This window comes from Clostridium celatum DSM 1785, assembly GCF_000320405.1.
GTDB classification, from domain to species: domain Bacteria; phylum Bacillota; class Clostridia; order Clostridiales; family Clostridiaceae; genus Clostridium; species Clostridium celatum.
Genome location: NZ_KB291658.1, coordinates 1 through 16,998 on the forward strand (window position 1 = coordinate 1; position 16,998 = coordinate 16,998).

Here is a 16,998-nt window from a genome sequence, read left to right on the forward strand (position 1 = left end):
TAAAATAATTATTTTCCTCCTACTCGATTTAGTTAATAATACATATGTTTAATTTATAACATTTACTGAAAGAGTGGAGTATATTAAAAAAAATATTGGTAACTACATAGACACTTAAAAATTTTTTATATATAATTAAAGTCAAATAAGGTCAAAGTGTTTAGGAAGGTGAAATTATTGGCAAGAATTTCAGATATAATAGCAGATTTTATTAACTGTATGATTAATGATAAAAATGATAAGGAGGTAATTATACAGAGAAATGAATTAGCAGATAAATTTAATTGTGCACCATCTCAAATAAATTACGTATTAACAACTAGATTTACTATAGAAAAGGGATATGTAATTGAAAGCAGAAGAGGTGGTGGAGGTTATATCATAATTAAAAAAATTGATTATGATAGTAAATCAAAAAGATTAGAGTTATTAAATGAAGCTATAGGAAATAGTTTAACTTATAATGCTGCATTATCTATTATTGAGCATTTATATGAAAGTAAATTTATTACTAGAAAAGAATTTGAATTAATAAAAATATCAATTAATGATAGAACATTATCTTCTGCAGAAAATAAAAATATAATTAGGGCAGAAATGTTAAAGGGTATGATAACGGTAATTTTATCATAATAATTATATATAGGGCTCATCATTAGTTAGAAAATACAATAGCAAAAACAATTCATATCTACGCAGTATAATAATTAAAACTATATATTATTAGTTAATGTATGGAGGTGACAGTATGATATTTGGGAGGTTTACAGAAAGAGCACAAATTATATTAGTTGAGGCTCAACAAGAGTCTCAAAATTTTAAACACGGGTATATTGGTACAGAGCATGTGCTATTAGGCATATTAAAAGAAAATGGATATGCAGGTCAATTACTAATAAGTAAGGGTGTTACAATAGATAAAGTGAGAAAGATGACTGAAGATTATTTAGGCTTTGGTGATGACGAAATATCTACAGGTGAAATGTTACTAACTCCAAGAGCAAAGAGATTATTTGATGATAGTTTAGAGATAGCAAGAAAGTATGGAAATAGTTTTATTAATCCAGAGCATATATTATTAGCATTAATAAATGAAGGTGAAGGTGTTGCTTATACTATTCTTACAAGTTGTAAAGTAGATTTTTCTTCACTTAAATTAGAGCTAGATAAGTATATACACGGTAATGAATTCAAGGAAAATAAAAAATCAACTCCAAAAGAAAAGAAGCAAAATAAAACTCCTGTTTTAGATCAATATAGTAGGGATTTAACTCAATGTGCAAGGGAAGAAAAGTTAGACCCTGTTATAGGAAGGGACAAAGAAACGCAAAGAGTTTTAGAAATATTGTGTAGAAGAATTAAAAATAACCCATGTTTAATAGGTGAACCAGGAGTAGGAAAAACAGCTATAATAGAAGGATTAGCTCAAAGAATGGTATCTGGAGATATTCCAGAAGGTTTAAAGGATAAAAGATTATTAGTTTTGGATATTACAGCAATGGTAGCTGGGGCAAAATATAGAGGGGAATTTGAAGAACGTCTAAAAAAAGTAATGAATGAACTAAAAAATGAAGAAGATATTATTATATTCATAGATGAGATCCATACAATAGTTGGAGCTGGTGGAGCAGAAGGTGCTATTGATGCATCGAATATATTAAAACCTGCATTAGCTAGAGGAGAAATAAAGTGTATTGGAGCAACTACTATTGATGAATATAGAAAGCATATTGAAAAGGATGCTGCATTGGAGAGACGTTTTCAAACAGTCAATGTAGAACAACCAACTAAAGAAGAAACTTTAAATATTCTATTTGGATTAAGAGATAAGTATGAATCACATCATAAAGTTAAAATTACCGATGGTGCATTAAAGATGGCTGTTGAATTGGCAGATAGATATATTACAGATAGATATATGCCAGATAAAGCAATAGATTTAATAGATGAAGCAGCAGCAAAGGTAAGAATATCTAGATTAACTTTGCCACCAGAAATTAAACAAAAAGAGCTTGATATAGAAAAGGTTATAAATGAAAAAGAAGATACTATTAGAAATCAAGATTTTGAAAAAGCGGCAAGATTAAGAGATAAAGAAAAACAACTAAAAGAAGAATTTGAAGTGATAAAGGAAGAGTGGAGAACTCATAGTTGTACTGAAGTTCAAATAGTAGATGAAGATGATATAGCAACTGTTGTATCAATATGGGCTAAGGTTCCTTTAGAAAAGCTGACAGAAAAGGAATCTGACAAATTATTAAAATTAGAAGAATTACTAAAAAGTAGGGTTATTGGTCAAGATGAAGCAATAAAGGCTTTAACAAGAGCAGTAAAGAGAGCTAGAGTAGGACTTAAAAATCCTAATCGACCAATAGGAACTTTTATATTTTGTGGACCAACAGGAGTTGGAAAAACAGAGCTATGTAATGTATTAGCAGAAGTTATGTTTGGGAAAAGTGCTAATTTAATTAGAGTAGATATGTCAGAATATATGGAAAAGCATTCTGTTTCTAGACTTATTGGAGCTCCTCCAGGATATGTAGGATATGAAGAAGGCGGACAGCTATCAGAGGCTGTTAGAAGGAAACCTTATTCTGTAGTTTTATTAGATGAAATAGAAAAAGCTCATCCAGATGTATTTAATATTTTACTTCAAATTATGGAAGATGGAAGATTAACAGATGGAAAAGGTAAAGTTATAGATTTTAAAAATACTATAATAATAATGACTTCAAATGTAGGGGCAGATAAAATTAAGAAACAAAGAGTCATGGGATTTTCCAGTGATGATACTGCAAACGAAACTCAGTATGAAAAAATGAAAAATATGATTTTAGAAGAATTAAAAACAGCATTTAAACCAGAGTTTTTGAATAGAGTAGATGATATAATTGTATTCAATCAATTAAAGAAGGAAGATACATTAAAAATAGTAAATATAATGCTAAAGGATACTATTGAAAGATTAAAGATGAAGAATATAGATCTTATTTATGATGAGGATTTAAATAACTTTTTGATAGAAAAAAATAAAAATCTTGAGTTTGGGGCAAGACCGTTAAGAGGAATACTTAATAGAGAGATAGTTTATAAGTTAAGTGATGAACTTCTTAAGGGAGAAATTAAGATAGGAGATAAACTAAAAGTGGAATGTAAGGATGAAAGTTTAAAGTTTTCTCATCAATAGAACTTAAAGATAAAACTAATATTTTTTATTTATTAATGAAATAGAATTTAAAAAATATAGGTTTAAAAATATAATAAAAAAATTAAGGGTATAGATTTAAATTATTTTTATCTATACCCTTAATTTTTTTATTAAACAAGTTAAGGATTAATTTTATTAATAACTATAAAAGGTTTAATAATAATTTTACTATGTAAGTAATTGATAATAACTAAGATACTAAAAATTAAATTCTATTTAATAATATTTTCATCATCTAAATTAGAATTAATAATCATATTTTCTAAAGAAGAATCAAAATAAGTACTATTGAGATTGCTAGTTAGAGTTTTAGGTTTATAGTTATTTAATATGTTTTTTGAAGGTATATTATCATAATAAGATTTATCTATCAAAATACCAACTCCTTACTTTTAATATTCATAGCATTTCCAAATTATAAAAAAATATTCATAAAAATAAAAACAACTGGTATAGACAACTATATATATATATATTATAATAGCGTTGGGAGTGATAATAATGATAGATAAAAATAGTCCTATACCAGTATATTATCAGTTAAAAAATGATTTAACTAAAAAAATTGCTAATGGGGTATGGAAGGCTGGAGAATGTATTTCTAGTGAAAGAGAACTATGCGAGATATATGAAGTTAGTAGAATGACTATTAGACAAGCAATTGGAGAATTAGTTCAAGAAGGAATATTAACTAGAAAAAAGGGTAGAGGAACTTTCGTATGTGAACAAAAAGTAAAACAAAAGGATATGATGAGTTTTACAGAAATTATAAAACATATAGGAAAAACTTTAGAAACTAAAGTAGTTAAGTTCGAGATTATTGATACTCCAGATGATTTACAAGATATCTTTATGTTGGACAAACTATATGAAATAAAGAGAAAAAGAATAGTTGATAATGAATGTATAGCAGTAGAAACTGTATTTATTCCAGTGGATTATTGTGGACATATAAATGAAGAAATGCTAACAGGATCTTTATATAAGATATTAGAAGGCTTTGGATATGTAATTAATAATTCTAATTCAGCTATTAATGCTGTTTGTGCAGATGATGAAATAAAAGAATTATTAGAATGTGAAGCGAATTCGCCTGTACTAAAAATAACAAGTAAAACTTTTACAAATACAGATAAACTTTTATTTTTAGAAGAGGCATTATATAAATCAGATAAATTTAGTTTAATAGTAAACATTTCAAGGAAAGAGGGAGAAATATTATGAAATTAATAGTTGTTGAGAATTATGAAGAATTAAGTAAAGTAGCGGCTCAAGAGTACGCAAATGTTATTAAGGAAAATCCTAAGGCTGTTTTAGGTCTAGCAACTGGTGGATCACCAATAGGAATGTATAAAGAATTAATAAAAATGTATGAAAATAAAGAATTAGATTTTTCTAATGTTACAACAGTAAATTTAGATGAGTATGTAGGATTAAATCCAGAACATGAACAAAGTTACAGACATTTCATGAATGAAAATTTATTTAAGCATATAAATGTAGATATAACAAAAACTTTTGTGCCAAATGGATTAGCAGAAGATTTAGCTGCTCAATGTAAAGAGTATGATGAAAAGATTAAAGAATTAGGTGGAATAGATGTTCAATTATTAGGAATAGGTAATAATGGACACATTGCATTTAATGAACCAGATACTGAATTATCAGCAGGAACTCACGTAATATCTTTAACTCAAAACACAATTGAAGCAAATGCAAGATTCTTTGATAATATTGACGATGTACCAAAGACTGCTATAACTATGGGTGTAGGTGGAATAATGAAAGCAAAGAAAATTATTCTTATTGCATCAGGAGAAAGTAAAGCAGAAGCAATCAAAGGAATATTCTCAGGAAAGATAACTACAGAAAATCCAGCATCAATGTTACAAATGCATAGAGATGCAGTAGTAATAGTTGATAAAGATGCTGCAAAATTATTAAATTACTAATATAAACTTAGTAAAATATTAGTGTTATAAAGAAAAAAATTAAAAAGTATAAACCATAGAAATTAGAGATAATTCTATGGTTTATTTTTATATATTTTATATTTTAAGTATGTTATATTATATAGAGTATATTTGAATTTAAGTAAGAGTAGAAATTGTATATTTTGTTACTCGAACTTACTCATTCGACGAATAGAGAACGAGTTTCGTATTATAATAGATTAAAGAGTGGTGAAAAAATGGCAAAGATAAAAACTATATTTACTTGTCAGGAATGTGGATATGAATCACCAAAATGGATGGGAAAATGTCCTGATTGTAGTAAGTGGAATACATTTGAAGAAGAACAACAGGTAGTTCAAAATAAAAATGTAAAGGAAGCTATTAGAGTAAGGCAGATATCAAGAAAACCTATCAAAAAATTATCGGAAGTAACATCTAGTAAAAGTGATAGAATAATAACAGGAATAAATGAATTTGACAGAGTTATGGGTGGAGGAATTGTTAAAGATTCAATTACAATCATAACAGCAAGACCAGGTGCAGGGAAATCAACACTTTTATTACAAGTAGCTGATAGTATAGCTCAAAAAGGGCATAAGGTTATATATGCATCAGGAGAAGAAAGCGATAGTCAAATTAAAAATAGAGCAGATAGAATACTGAATAAAATTCATGATAATATTTGGGTTGTTCAAGAAACTAGTATGGATAATGTGGTAGATGCAATTAATGAAGTAGATCCAGATTTAGTAATTATAGATAGTATACAAACTTTTACTATGGAAGCATCTCTTCCAGCTAGAGCAGGATCCCCAACTCAGACAATGGAGTGTGCAAATGAACTTTTAAGAATAGCTAAAGATGATAAGAGACAGAGAGCTGTAATTATAGTTGGGCAGATGACTAAGGCAGACGAACTTGCTGGACTTAGAGCTTTAGAACATTTAGTTGATACAGTTTTAATAATTGAGTGTGATACCGATGAAGAACTTAGAGGGCTTGTTAGTTCTAAAAATAGATTCGGAAGTACTGGAGAAACAGGATTTTTTCAAATGTCTGAAAAAGGTATGATGTCTATTGATAATCCATCAGAATTTTTTATGACAAAGAGAGAAGAGGGTGAAGTAGTTTCGGGCAGTACATTAACAGTGATAAAGGAAGGATCGAGGCCTATAATTACAGAGGTGGAAAGTCTTGTGTCTAAAACTTTTACTCCATATCCAACAAGAATAGGAGAGACATTAGGAAAAGATAAACTTAATACGTTGATTTCTATTCTAGAGCAAAGAGGTGGAATTAATCTTTATGATAAAAATGTAATTATAAAGACTACTGGAGGAATGCGAATAAAGGAACAGGGAATTAACCTAGCCGTTATTATGAGCATTGTCTCATCTGTTAAACAAAGAGGAATAGAGGCTAATATTGCATTTATAGCAGATGTAGGTCTTACAGGAGAACTGAAAAAAGTTCCGTCTATTGAAACTAGAGTAAAAGAGTTAGCTAGAATGGGATTTAAAAAAGTTTATGTAGCCAAAGACTCTTTTTCAAGAGATGTAAAAATTCCTAATATAAAGATAATGGCATTAAAGACATTGAATGATGTAATAGCTGACGTATATAGATAATATTTTAAAATAAAAATAGGTGATTAATATGAGAATTAAGGATGATAATGAGATAAAAAATATATTAAAAATTGTTAGTCCTGGTACAAATTTGAGAGAGGGATTAGAGAATATATTAAGAGCAAAGACTGGTGGCTTAATTGTTTTAGGTGATTCGGATAAAGTGATGGAAATCGTAGACGGTGGTTTTAATATAAATGCAGAATATACACCAGCATATATATATGAGCTTGCAAAAATGGATGGAGCGATAGTTTTAAGTGAGGATTTAAAAAAGATAGTTTGTGCGAACGCACAATTACTACCAGATCCATCTGTTACAACTTATGAAACAGGAACAAGACATAGAACGGCTCAGAGAATTGCCAAACAAACAGATACTATAGTAGTAGCTATATCACAAAGAAGAAATATAATAACTATATATAAAGGTGATATTAAATATATTCTTCAAGATAGTAGTGTTATTTTAGCTAGAGCTAATCAAGCTATTCAAACCCTAGAAAAATACGTTAATGTATTAGAGCGTGTTATTAATAATTTAAATATATTAGAGTTTCAAGATTTAACTACAGTTTTTGATGTTGTAACAGCAATACAAAGAACAGAAATGGTAATGAGAATTGTAGAAGAAATAAAGAGGTATATTTTAGAGTTAGGAAATGAAGGTAGATTAATTTCTATGCAACTTAATGAATTAATAAGGTATATAGAAAGAGATGGTATCTTATTAATAAGAGATTACTGTGTAAGAAATGATGACTATAATAATATATATAAAGAAATACAAAAATTAAATGCTGAGGAATTAGTAGATTTAGATACTATAGCAAAGGTACTTGGATTTGGAGGAGTATCATTAGTAGATACTTTAATTTCTCCAAAAGGATATAGAGTTTTATTCAAAATACCTAGAATACCAACTAATGTAATAGAGAATTTAATTAAGCATTTTAAAGAATTAAAGTATGTAATAAGTGCTAGTAGTGAAGAATTAGATCAAGTAGAAGGTATTGGAGAGGCTAGAGCAACTGCTATAAGAAGTGGTCTTAAAAGAATAAAAGAACAAATATATTTGAAAAAAGAAATATAATAAAGTGAATATTAATAATTTTAAATGGCGAAAATATAAAAGCAGGTATAAGTTTATACCTGCTTTAGTGTTTATCTAAAAGTGAATTTACCTAATGTAGTTATTTTATCGTTTTCTTTAAGTAGAACATCATATAAGTTTATGTCTAAAAGATTACATAGTGAAGTAAGGTAAAATAAATTGTTCCCAATTTCACGCTCAATTACTTCACGGCAATTATCACAAAGGCATCCATCAATGTGAGTTTTTAAACAATTAGATAAGCTTTCCAGTGAGTTGTCGTCTTTTGGCAAACATTGTTTAGATGCGTTTATTTTAATACAACCACAATTAGTAACAGCTTTAGCTACAGCTCTATTAACTCTAGCACTAGATTCAGTATATTTAGTTAAAACATCTAGAATACTTTTATGCCTTAGTAAAGATTCACTGATATCGTTTTGAAAACTATCAAATATAATATCCTTCATTTACTTCAACTCCTTAGAAATAATATATTCTTTATTTAATTATAAGTATTTTCAGACAATTTTGTCAATACAAGCCTTGAAGACGTTGTTTAATATTATAATAAACAACATGGCTACACATTCATAGGGGGTATTTCTATAAATTTATTTTCAAAATTATAAATACTAGTATATGAATATTATGGTATAATAGATATGATTATTTAATAATAAACAAAAGATAAGTATTATATAAAATATAAAAATAAGCATATTAAATATATAAACATATTATTTAGTATACATAAAAGTAGGAGGTGAAAAAGTGTTTAAAAAAGGACTAAAAATTATATTCACTCTTTTAGGATTAATACTTGGATATGTTATTGGGGAAGGAATATTAGCTGTTGTAAAAAACTTTAATATAAAATTTTTACAAGGCCCAATCAGCATAACAGTATTTTATATTTTTTGTATTTTACTATTTGGAATTATTTTTTATTTTATTTCTCCTTGGATATATAAAACAATTTCATCTATTATAGATAGAATTGGAAAGAGTGTTCAAAATTTAAGTGTTACAGAATTACTATATGGTACAGGGGGAACACTAGTTGGACTGACAATTGCATCTTTTATAGGGTTGCCTATTTCTGGAATATTTAAAAGTGTACACCCTGCAATAGGACCTATAATACTTGTTTTACTTGAATTAATTGCTGCTATTATTTGTGCAGAAATAGCTATAAAAAAGAAAGATGAAATTTCTTCAACATTTTCAATAATGAAGAAGTCTAATAGTAAGGAAAAGAAAAGTAAGGGATTAAATAAAAGTAATGCTAAGGTTTTAGATACGTCAGTAATTATTGATGGAAGAATATTTGATTTATGCAAAACGGGATTTATAGAAGGAACTTTAGTGATTCCAAGTTTTGTGTTAGATGAACTTAGACATATATCGGATTCTTCTGATGGATTAAAGAGAAATAGAGGAAGAAGAGGATTAGATATATTAAATAAGATTCAAAAAGAATTAGATATTGAGACTCAAATCTGGGAAGGTGATTTTAAAGAAATTGCTGAAGTTGATGCTAAATTATTAAAGCTTGCACAGACATTAGGTGGAAAAGTAATAACAAATGACTTTAACTTAAATAAGGTAGCAGAATTTCAAAGAGTTCCAGTGCTTAATATAAATGAGTTAGCAAATGCAATTAAACCAGTTGTTCTTCCAGGTGAAGAAATGAAAGTCATAGTTATAAAAGATGGTAAGGAATCAACTCAGGGAGTTGCATATCTTGATGATGGAACTATGATAGTAGTTGAAGGTGGACGAAAGTTTATTGGAGAAGAAATATTTGTAGTAGTGACTTCTGTGCTTCAAACAGCAGCAGGAAGAATGATTTTTGCAAAACCTAGAGATAATTAAAGGAGAATTTATATGATAAGTGCTATTATATTAGCAGGAGGAAAAGGTAAAAGAATGGGTGCTTCTGTAAGTAAACAGTTTATAGAACTTAAAGGAAAGCCTATTATTTATTATACTATTAAGAAATTTGAAGAAAATAAAAATATAGATAATATAGTAGTAGTATTACCTCCTGATGAAGTATCATATTTTAAAGAAGAAATTTTAAAAAAGTATTCTTTAAAAATAGATAAAATAGTGCTTGGTGGTACAGAAAGGCAAGATTCTGTATATAATGCGCTTAAAAGCATAGCAGATACAGAAACAGATATAGTTCTTATTCATGATGGAGCAAGACCTTTTATTTCTAATAGAATAATAAATGATGGAATAAAGTATGCAAATGAATATGGAGCAGCAGCTCCAGGTGTTATGCCTAAGGATACAATTAAAGTTAAAAATGAAAATAACTTTTCAATTAATACACCAGATAGATCAAGTTTAGTTGCAATTCAAACACCACAAGTATTTAAATATAAAGAAATTTTAAAATGTCATGAAAAAGTAAAGGTAAACAAGGAAGCAGATACGGATGATACTATGGTAGTTGAAAAATATGGTTATAAAGTTTATCTTTATGAGGGAGAATATACAAACATTAAAGTTACAACACCAGAAGATTTAATTTTAGGAGAAATGCTAATTTAAAATTAAATTACAGTATATTGACAGAGTTTTACTAAAGATTATATAATAAAATAATCAAAAAATAATTAGTAAAGCATTGAAGAAGAATAGTAGAAATCGCCTTATTCAGAGAGAAAATCCATAGGCTGTAAGATTTTCAAATAGATTTTGAACCAGCTTCTGAGTTGTAGGTAAAAACTATCGGTTTAACACCGTTATCATTATTAGAGCACAAATTTAGGTGGTACCGCGGATATAAGTTCGCCCTAATTATATATTAGGGCGAACTTTTTTAATTACTAATTATTGATTTAGAAAAAGTTAACTAAAAAGTAAGAACTAATAACTCTTAGATAGTTACATAGTATAGTAGTTAAATAATATGAAAATTATAATATTAAATACAACAAATGGAGGAACAAATTATGAAGATGTCAAATATGTTAGTATCAACTTTAAGAGAAGTGCCAGCAGAAGCAGAAATAGATAGCCACAAGCTTATGCTTAGAGCTGGAATGATAAGAAAGATGGCTGCTGGAGTATATAACTATATGCCAATAGGTCTTAAAGTTTTAAAGAACATTGAAGAAATAGTTAGAGAAGAAATGAATGAAGCAGGAGCTCAAGAATTTTTAGCATCAGCAGTATTACCAGCAGAATTATGGCAAGAGTCAGGTAGATGGGATGTTTATGGAGATGAAATGTTCAGATTAAAAGATAGAAATAACAGAGATTTTTGTCTTGGGCCAACTCATGAAGAAGTATTTACAGATATAGCAAGAAATGAAATAAAATCATATAAACAACTACCAGTAAATCTTTATCAAATTCAAACTAAGTATAGAGATGAAAGAAGACCAAGATTCGGTGTAATGAGATCAAGAGAATTTATAATGAAGGATGCTTATAGTTTTGATAAAGATCAAGCTGGATTAGATGTATCTTACGATAAAATGCATGATGCATACGTAAAAATATTTAATAGATGTGGAATAGATGCTAAATGTGTTGCTGCTGATTCAGGAGCAATCGGTGGATCAAACTCTGCAGAATTTATGGTTAAATCAGAAGTTGGTGAAGATGATGTAGTATTCTGTTCAGCTTGTGATTATGCAGCAAATATAGAAAAAGCGGAAGCAACAGCAGAAAGAGCAGAAGTTGAAGAATTATTAGAAATGGAAAAGGTAGCTACACCAGATAGTAGAGGGATAGATGAAGTTTCAAGTTTCTTAAATGTATCACCAAAGAAAACAGTTAAATTATTAATGTTTAACGTTGATGGAAAGATAGTAGGCGTAGTTGTTAGAGGCGATAGAGAAGTTAATGAAGTTAAGGTATCAAATGCGGCAAATGCAGCAACTGATATAGCAATGGCATCTCATGAAGAATATAGAAATGCAACTGGTTGTGAAGTTGGATTTGGTGGACCAGTAGGAATAAAAGTAGATTTATTACTAGTAGACGAAGAAGTTACTTATATGTATAACATGATAACTGGAGCAAATGAAACAGGATATCATTTAAAAAATGTTAATTATGGAAGAGACTTCGAAGGAACTGTAGGAGACTTTAGAAACATAGAAAGTGGAGAAAAGTGTCCAGAGTGTGGAGCAGAAGTTACTATAGCTAGAGGAACAGAAGTTGGGCATATATTTAAATTAGGAACTAAGTATTCAGAGGCTATGAATGCTACATTCATAGATGAAAATGGGAAAAATACTCCATTTGTTATGGGCTGTTATGGAATTGGAGTTACAAGAACAATGGCTTCAATAATCGAACAACATCATGATGATAATGGAATAATATGGCCACTTTCAGTTGCACCATATCATGTTTCAGTTATACCTGTAAATATTAAAGATGAAGCTCAAATGGAAATAGCTAATAAACTATATGAAGAATTAAGAAGAATTGGTGTAGATGCTATATTAGATGATAGAAATGAAAGACCAGGAGTTAAATTTAAAGATTCAGAACTTATCGGAATTCCTATGAGAGTTACAGTTGGTAAGAAAATAACTGATGGTGAAGTTGAATTTAAATTAAGAGATGGAGAAATGGAAGTAATTAAGATTGATGATGTTATTGAAACAGTAAAATCTCAATTTGAAAAGAATAATATAAGATTATAATATTAATACACTAAAAGAAAGGGAGGGATCTCACAGTGAAGATTTTTAATAGCTTAACAAGAAAAAAAGAAGAATTTGTTCCATTAGAACCAGGGAAAGTTAAGATGTATGTTTGTGGTCCAACTGTATATAATTTCTTCCACATTGGTAATGGAAGAACATTTATAGTATTTGATACTATAAGAAGATATATGGAGTATAGAGGATACGAAGTAGAGTATGTTCAAAACTTTACAGATATAGACGATAAGATGATAAATAAAGCCAATGAAGAAGGTACAACAGTAAAAGAAATTGGTGATAAATACATTTGTGAATATTACAAAGATGCTGATGGATTAAATATAAAAAGAGCTACTATTAATCCAAGAGCAACAGAATTTATTACAGATATAATTAAGTTTGTTAAAGGATTAATAGAAAAAGGATATGCGTATGAAGTAAATGGAGATGTTTATTTCAGAACTAAGAAGTTTGAAGGATATGGTCAGCTTATAGGTCAAAATTTAGAAGACTTACAAGCTGGAGCAAGAATAAATGTTGATGAAAGAAAAGAAGATCCAATGGATTTTGCTATCTGGAAAGCTCAAAAACCAGGTGAGCCTGCTTGGCAAAGTCCTTGGGGACCAGGAAGACCAGGATGGCATATTGAGTGTTCATGCATGGCTAAGAAATTACTTGGGGACACTATAGATATACATGCAGGTGGTATGGATTTATCATTCCCTCATCATGAGAACGAAATAGCTCAAAGTGAAGCATTAACAGGAAAGAAGTTTGCAAACTATTGGATGCATTCAGCATTCTTAAATGTTAATAATCAAAAAATGTCTAAATCATTAAACAACTTTTTAACAGCAAGAGATGCATTAAAACAATATGATGCAGATGTAATAAGATTCTTAATGCTATCAGGTCATTATAGAATTCAATTAAACTTCAGTAACGATTTATTAGAATCAGCTAAGGCATCAATTGAAAGATTATATAATGCTATAGGAAATTTAGAAAACTTAATAACTGAAGTTAATACAGAAAAGATGAATGATGAAGAAGTTAAGTATTTACAATCTTTAAATCAATATAGAGAAAGATATATTGAAAAGATGGATGATGATTTTAATACAGCAGATGCTATATCAGTATTATTTGATTTAATAAGAGATACAAATAGTAATGTAACTATAAATTCATCTAAAGAATTATGTGAAAAGGCATTATCTCTTATAAGAGAACTTGGAGCTCCACTTGGAATATTACAAAAAACTACTAAGGGGAACTTAGAAGAAGAGATTGAAGCATTAATTGCGGAAAGACAACAAGCTAGAAAAGATAAAAATTTTGCTTTAGCTGATAAGATAAGAGATGAACTAAAAGCAAAAGGAATAGAACTTTTAGATACTCCTCAAGGAGTAAGATGGAAAAAGGTAGACTAATTCAAAAGTGACAAATTGCAAATAATTAATATGAAGTTTTAAGAAGAAACTACTAAATATGTAGTTTCTTCTTAATGTAGATTTTATAAAAATAGCAATTTATAAGTTGAGAGTAATCTTAAATTTGCTATTTGTCATGTTTAATAAATATGTATAATAATTTATTGAAAAGTATTATTTTAATAAGTTATACATTTTATGGATAATATATTTAATGAAAGAATTTTTACCTTTATAATTGATAAGGAGAGAACTTATGTTAAAGGACTTAAAAGTAAAAGAATTTACTGAAAAAGAAGCTAGACTTTTAAATCCACTTCAACTTGCTTTAGTTGGGGATGGTGTATATGAGCTTTTTATAAGAAATTCTATATTAGCTAACAACATTGAGTTAAGTGCACATAAGATGCATGTAAAAGCAATTGGATATGTAAAAGCAAAAAGTCAAAGTGCTATTATGCATGCTATAGAAGAATATTTAACTGAAGATGAAAGTTACATATTTAAAAGAGGTAGAAATGCTAAATCTGCAACAGTGCCAAAAAATGCAGATGTAAGAGACTATAGAATGGCAACTGGATTTGAGGCTTTAGTTGGATACTTATATTTAACTGGTAATAATGAAAGATTAGAATTTGTATTTGAAAATGCATTAAAGATAATCTAATAGCTAAAAGGAGAATAGATATGGCTAAAAGAGAAAACCCTAGAAGAAGAGAAAGAGAATTTAATAAGTTACAAGAAAAACAAAATAGAAGAGAAAGAGCGAGTTTTGCACCGGCAAAAGAAACTAATATTGAAGCAGTAAGAGAAGATTTAGTTATAGGAAGAAATGCGGTTATAGAAGCATTAAAAAGTGATAGAACTATAGAATGTATATATGCTATTAAAGGAGATTTAGAAGGATCAATAAAGGTTGCTTTAGGCCTTGCAAAAGAAAAAGGTATAGTTATTAAAGAAGCAGATAGAAGAAAACTTGATACTATGAGTGAAGGTTTAAATCACCAAGGTATTATTGCAAAGGTTACTCCTTTTAAATATAGTGAAGTAAGTTATATATTAGATTATGCAGAAAAAAAAGGAGAAAAGCCTTTTATAGTAATATTAGATGAAATAGAAGACCCACATAATTTAGGCTCAATAATAAGAACAGCAGAACTTTGTGGAGTTCACGGAATAATAATACCTAAGAGAAGAAATGTTGGAGTAACTTCTACGGTTTACAAATGTGCTGCAGGTGCTATAGAACATATGAGAATTGCAAAAGTTACTAATATAAACGCAACTATTGATCTATTAAAAGAAAGAGGTATTTGGGTTTACGGAGCTGATATTCATGGTAAAGATTATAGCTACAATACAGATTTTTCAGGTCCATGTGCTTTAATAATAGGTAGTGAAGGGAAAGGAATATCAAATCTAACTCTTAAAAAGTGTGATTTATTAGTAAAAATTCCTATGATAGGTAAAATTAACTCTTTAAATGCTTCTGTAGCAGGTGGTATAATGATGTATGAGGTATTAAAAGGAAGATTGACTAAATAATTTAAAGCGACAGAGGTTAAAAGTGAAATTTATTTTTATAGATGGATACAATGTGATTAATAGTTGGAGTAATTTAAAGCATGAAAAAGAAGTTAGTTTAGATAGTGCGAGGCAAAAGCTAATTGATATTTTACATAATTATGGAGCAATACATGGATGTAAAATAATGCTTGTGTTTGATGGATATAAAGTTGCGCGAAATTTAGAAAGTAAGTACGAGTATAATAAAAACCTTACAGTAGTATTCACTAAAAGTGGAGAAACTGCAGATGCTTATATTGAAAAAGAAATACACAATATAGGTAGACGTTTTGAAGTTTCAGTTGTAACATCAGATTCTCTTGAGCAACAAACTATATTCCAGAGAGGTGCAACTAGAATTTCATGTGTTGAATTTTATAATATGATTTTTGATACATCAGAGGATATAAAAAGAACTGTGAGAAGCAAAACAAATGCAGTAAGAGAGAGCACAGTTCAAGATAATATAGATGATGATATTTTAAAAAAGTTAGAAGCGATAAGGCGTAGCTAAAGAATAGTAATTTGGGGTTGGAGGGGAAATTGTGAATAGCAAAGAATATTCAAAAGAAATAGCTAGTGAATTTGAAAGTAAAGCAGAAGAAGAGGTAGTCATAGAAGCGAAAAATGGAAGCGTGAGGGCTCAAGAATATGTTATTTCTAAATATGAAAGCTTTGTGAAAGCAAAATCCAAATCATATTTCCTAATAGGAGCTGATAAAGAAGATATTTATCAAGAAGGTATGATAGGGTTATATAAAGCTATTAGAGATTTTAATTATGAGAAATCAACAACATTTAAAGCTTTTGCAGAGTTATGTATAACTAGGCAGATAATAACAGCTATAAAAACAGCTACTAGGCAAAAGCATATCCCACTAAATACATATATTTCTCTTAATAAACCTGTATCTGAAGATGATTCAGAAAGAACACTTTTGGATATAATATCTAGTATGAAGATAACTGATCCAGAAGAGCTTATTATAAGTAAAGAGAAAAAGAAGTATATAGAGGGTGAAATATCAAAAGTGCTATCAGATTTAGAAAAAGAAGTTCTTCAATCTTATTTAGATGGCAAATCATATCAAGAGATTGCTTGTGATTTAGATAGACATGCAAAGTCTATTGATAACGCTCTTCAAAGGGTTAAGAGAAAGCTTGAAAAATGCCTATCTGATAGCAAATAATAATGGTAAAATCATATTGACAAAAAAAACAAATGATAGTAAACTTTATAATTGGTATATTAAAGTGTATAACGCTTTAATGCTCATGTAGCTCAGTCGGTAGAGCGTCGCCTTGGTAAGGCGGAGGCCGTCGGTTCAATCCCGATCGTGAGCTCCATTATATAAATTTAGTATGCAAACGCTAGGCAAAGTTTATTTAAAATAAGGAGGAATTTTCAAATGGCAAAGCAAAAGTTCGAAAGA

The 16,998-nt window shown here is 28.8% G+C and carries 16 protein-coding genes, 1 tRNA gene and 1 other annotated feature; of the genes, 15 read left to right on the forward strand and 2 right to left on the reverse strand.

Annotated features, from left to right (window positions below):
- Window positions 1–177: 177 nt before the first annotated feature.
- Window positions 178–633, forward strand: a complete 456-nt coding sequence (locus HMPREF0216_RS11125; RefSeq protein ID WP_040419761.1) for a CtsR family transcriptional regulator — start codon at window positions 178–180, stop codon at window positions 631–633.
- A 115-nt stretch (window positions 634–748) separates the two neighbouring features.
- Entirely contained in the window at window positions 749–3,187 is a 2,439-nt protein-coding gene (locus tag HMPREF0216_RS11130) for an ATP-dependent Clp protease ATP-binding subunit (RefSeq protein ID WP_040419762.1), read from the forward strand.
- 233 nt (window positions 3,188–3,420) lie between these two features.
- Here the strand turns inward: HMPREF0216_RS11130 and HMPREF0216_RS17150 are convergent, their stop codons facing one another.
- On the reverse strand, window positions 3,421–3,582 hold the full coding sequence (locus HMPREF0216_RS17150) for a hypothetical protein (RefSeq protein WP_005214274.1): 162 nt from the start codon (window positions 3,580–3,582) through the stop codon (window positions 3,421–3,423).
- A 127-nt stretch (window positions 3,583–3,709) separates the two neighbouring features.
- Between HMPREF0216_RS17150 and HMPREF0216_RS11135 the strand changes: the two genes are divergently transcribed.
- The 4 genes from HMPREF0216_RS11135 to disA all read left to right on the forward strand — a co-directional run bounded on the left by HMPREF0216_RS11135 (window position 3,710) and on the right by disA (window position 7,884).
- Window positions 3,710–4,432 carry a GntR family transcriptional regulator gene (locus HMPREF0216_RS11135; protein WP_005214276.1) on the forward strand — a complete coding sequence of 241 codons (723 nt, stop codon included), beginning with the start codon at window positions 3,710–3,712 and terminating at the stop codon, window positions 4,430–4,432.
- On the forward strand, window positions 4,429–5,160 hold the full coding sequence (gene nagB, locus HMPREF0216_RS11140) for a glucosamine-6-phosphate deaminase (RefSeq protein WP_005214278.1): 732 nt from the start codon (window positions 4,429–4,431) through the stop codon (window positions 5,158–5,160). The genes HMPREF0216_RS11135 and nagB overlap by 4 nt, the downstream gene beginning before the upstream one ends.
- Before the next feature lie 239 nt (window positions 5,161–5,399).
- Complete coding sequence (gene radA / locus HMPREF0216_RS11145; RefSeq protein WP_005214287.1) at window positions 5,400–6,791, forward strand: DNA repair protein RadA; 1,392 nt, start codon at window positions 5,400–5,402, stop codon at window positions 6,789–6,791.
- A 28-nt stretch (window positions 6,792–6,819) separates the two neighbouring features.
- Window positions 6,820–7,884 carry a DNA integrity scanning diadenylate cyclase DisA gene (gene disA, locus HMPREF0216_RS11150; RefSeq protein WP_005214289.1) on the forward strand — a complete coding sequence of 355 codons (1,065 nt, stop codon included), beginning with the start codon at window positions 6,820–6,822 and terminating at the stop codon, window positions 7,882–7,884.
- 71 nt (window positions 7,885–7,955) lie between these two features.
- Here the strand turns inward: disA and HMPREF0216_RS11155 are convergent, their stop codons facing one another.
- Complete coding sequence (locus tag HMPREF0216_RS11155; protein WP_005214290.1) at window positions 7,956–8,354, reverse strand: nucleoside triphosphate pyrophosphohydrolase family protein; 399 nt, start codon at window positions 8,352–8,354, stop codon at window positions 7,956–7,958.
- 304 nt (window positions 8,355–8,658) lie between these two features.
- Between HMPREF0216_RS11155 and HMPREF0216_RS11160 the strand changes: the two genes are divergently transcribed.
- The 9 genes from HMPREF0216_RS11160 (at window position 8,659) to HMPREF0216_RS11200 (ending at window position 16,912) form a co-directional block, all read left to right on the forward strand.
- Window positions 8,659–9,762: a PIN/TRAM domain-containing protein gene (locus HMPREF0216_RS11160; protein WP_005214292.1), complete on the forward strand. Its 1,104-nt coding sequence runs from the start codon at window positions 8,659–8,661 to the stop codon at window positions 9,760–9,762.
- Between the two features lie 12 nt (window positions 9,763–9,774).
- Complete coding sequence (gene ispD, locus HMPREF0216_RS11165; protein ID WP_005214294.1) at window positions 9,775–10,449, forward strand: 2-C-methyl-D-erythritol 4-phosphate cytidylyltransferase; 675 nt, start codon at window positions 9,775–9,777, stop codon at window positions 10,447–10,449.
- Between the two features lie 67 nt (window positions 10,450–10,516).
- Window positions 10,517–10,700 (forward strand) — a binding site (T-box leader).
- 153 nt (window positions 10,701–10,853) lie between these two features.
- Window positions 10,854–12,563 carry a proline--tRNA ligase gene (locus tag HMPREF0216_RS11170; protein WP_040419765.1) on the forward strand — a complete coding sequence of 570 codons (1,710 nt, stop codon included), beginning with the start codon at window positions 10,854–10,856 and terminating at the stop codon, window positions 12,561–12,563.
- A 35-nt stretch (window positions 12,564–12,598) separates the two neighbouring features.
- The gene (gene cysS, locus HMPREF0216_RS11175) at window positions 12,599–13,999 is read left to right on the forward strand and encodes a cysteine--tRNA ligase (RefSeq protein ID WP_005214299.1); all 1,401 of its coding nucleotides are present in this window, start codon (window positions 12,599–12,601) and stop codon (window positions 13,997–13,999) included.
- Window positions 14,000–14,255: 256 nt separating this feature from the next.
- Window positions 14,256–14,666 (forward strand): Mini-ribonuclease 3, encoded by a 411-nt coding sequence (locus HMPREF0216_RS11180; RefSeq protein ID WP_005214301.1) that lies wholly within the window; start codon window positions 14,256–14,258, stop codon window positions 14,664–14,666.
- A gap of 20 nt (window positions 14,667–14,686) precedes the next feature.
- The gene (rlmB, locus tag HMPREF0216_RS11185) at window positions 14,687–15,544 is read left to right on the forward strand and encodes a 23S rRNA (guanosine(2251)-2'-O)-methyltransferase RlmB (RefSeq protein WP_005214303.1); all 858 of its coding nucleotides are present in this window, start codon (window positions 14,687–14,689) and stop codon (window positions 15,542–15,544) included.
- Between the two features lie 22 nt (window positions 15,545–15,566).
- Window positions 15,567–16,079, forward strand: a complete 513-nt coding sequence (locus HMPREF0216_RS11190) for an NYN domain-containing protein (protein ID WP_005214305.1) — start codon at window positions 15,567–15,569, stop codon at window positions 16,077–16,079.
- Window positions 16,080–16,110: 31 nt separating this feature from the next.
- Complete coding sequence (sigH, locus tag HMPREF0216_RS11195; RefSeq protein ID WP_005214307.1) at window positions 16,111–16,755, forward strand: RNA polymerase sporulation sigma factor SigH; 645 nt, start codon at window positions 16,111–16,113, stop codon at window positions 16,753–16,755.
- A gap of 81 nt (window positions 16,756–16,836) precedes the next feature.
- Window positions 16,837–16,912, forward strand: a tRNA-Thr gene (locus HMPREF0216_RS11200).
- Window positions 16,913–16,998: the final 86 nt, after the last annotated feature.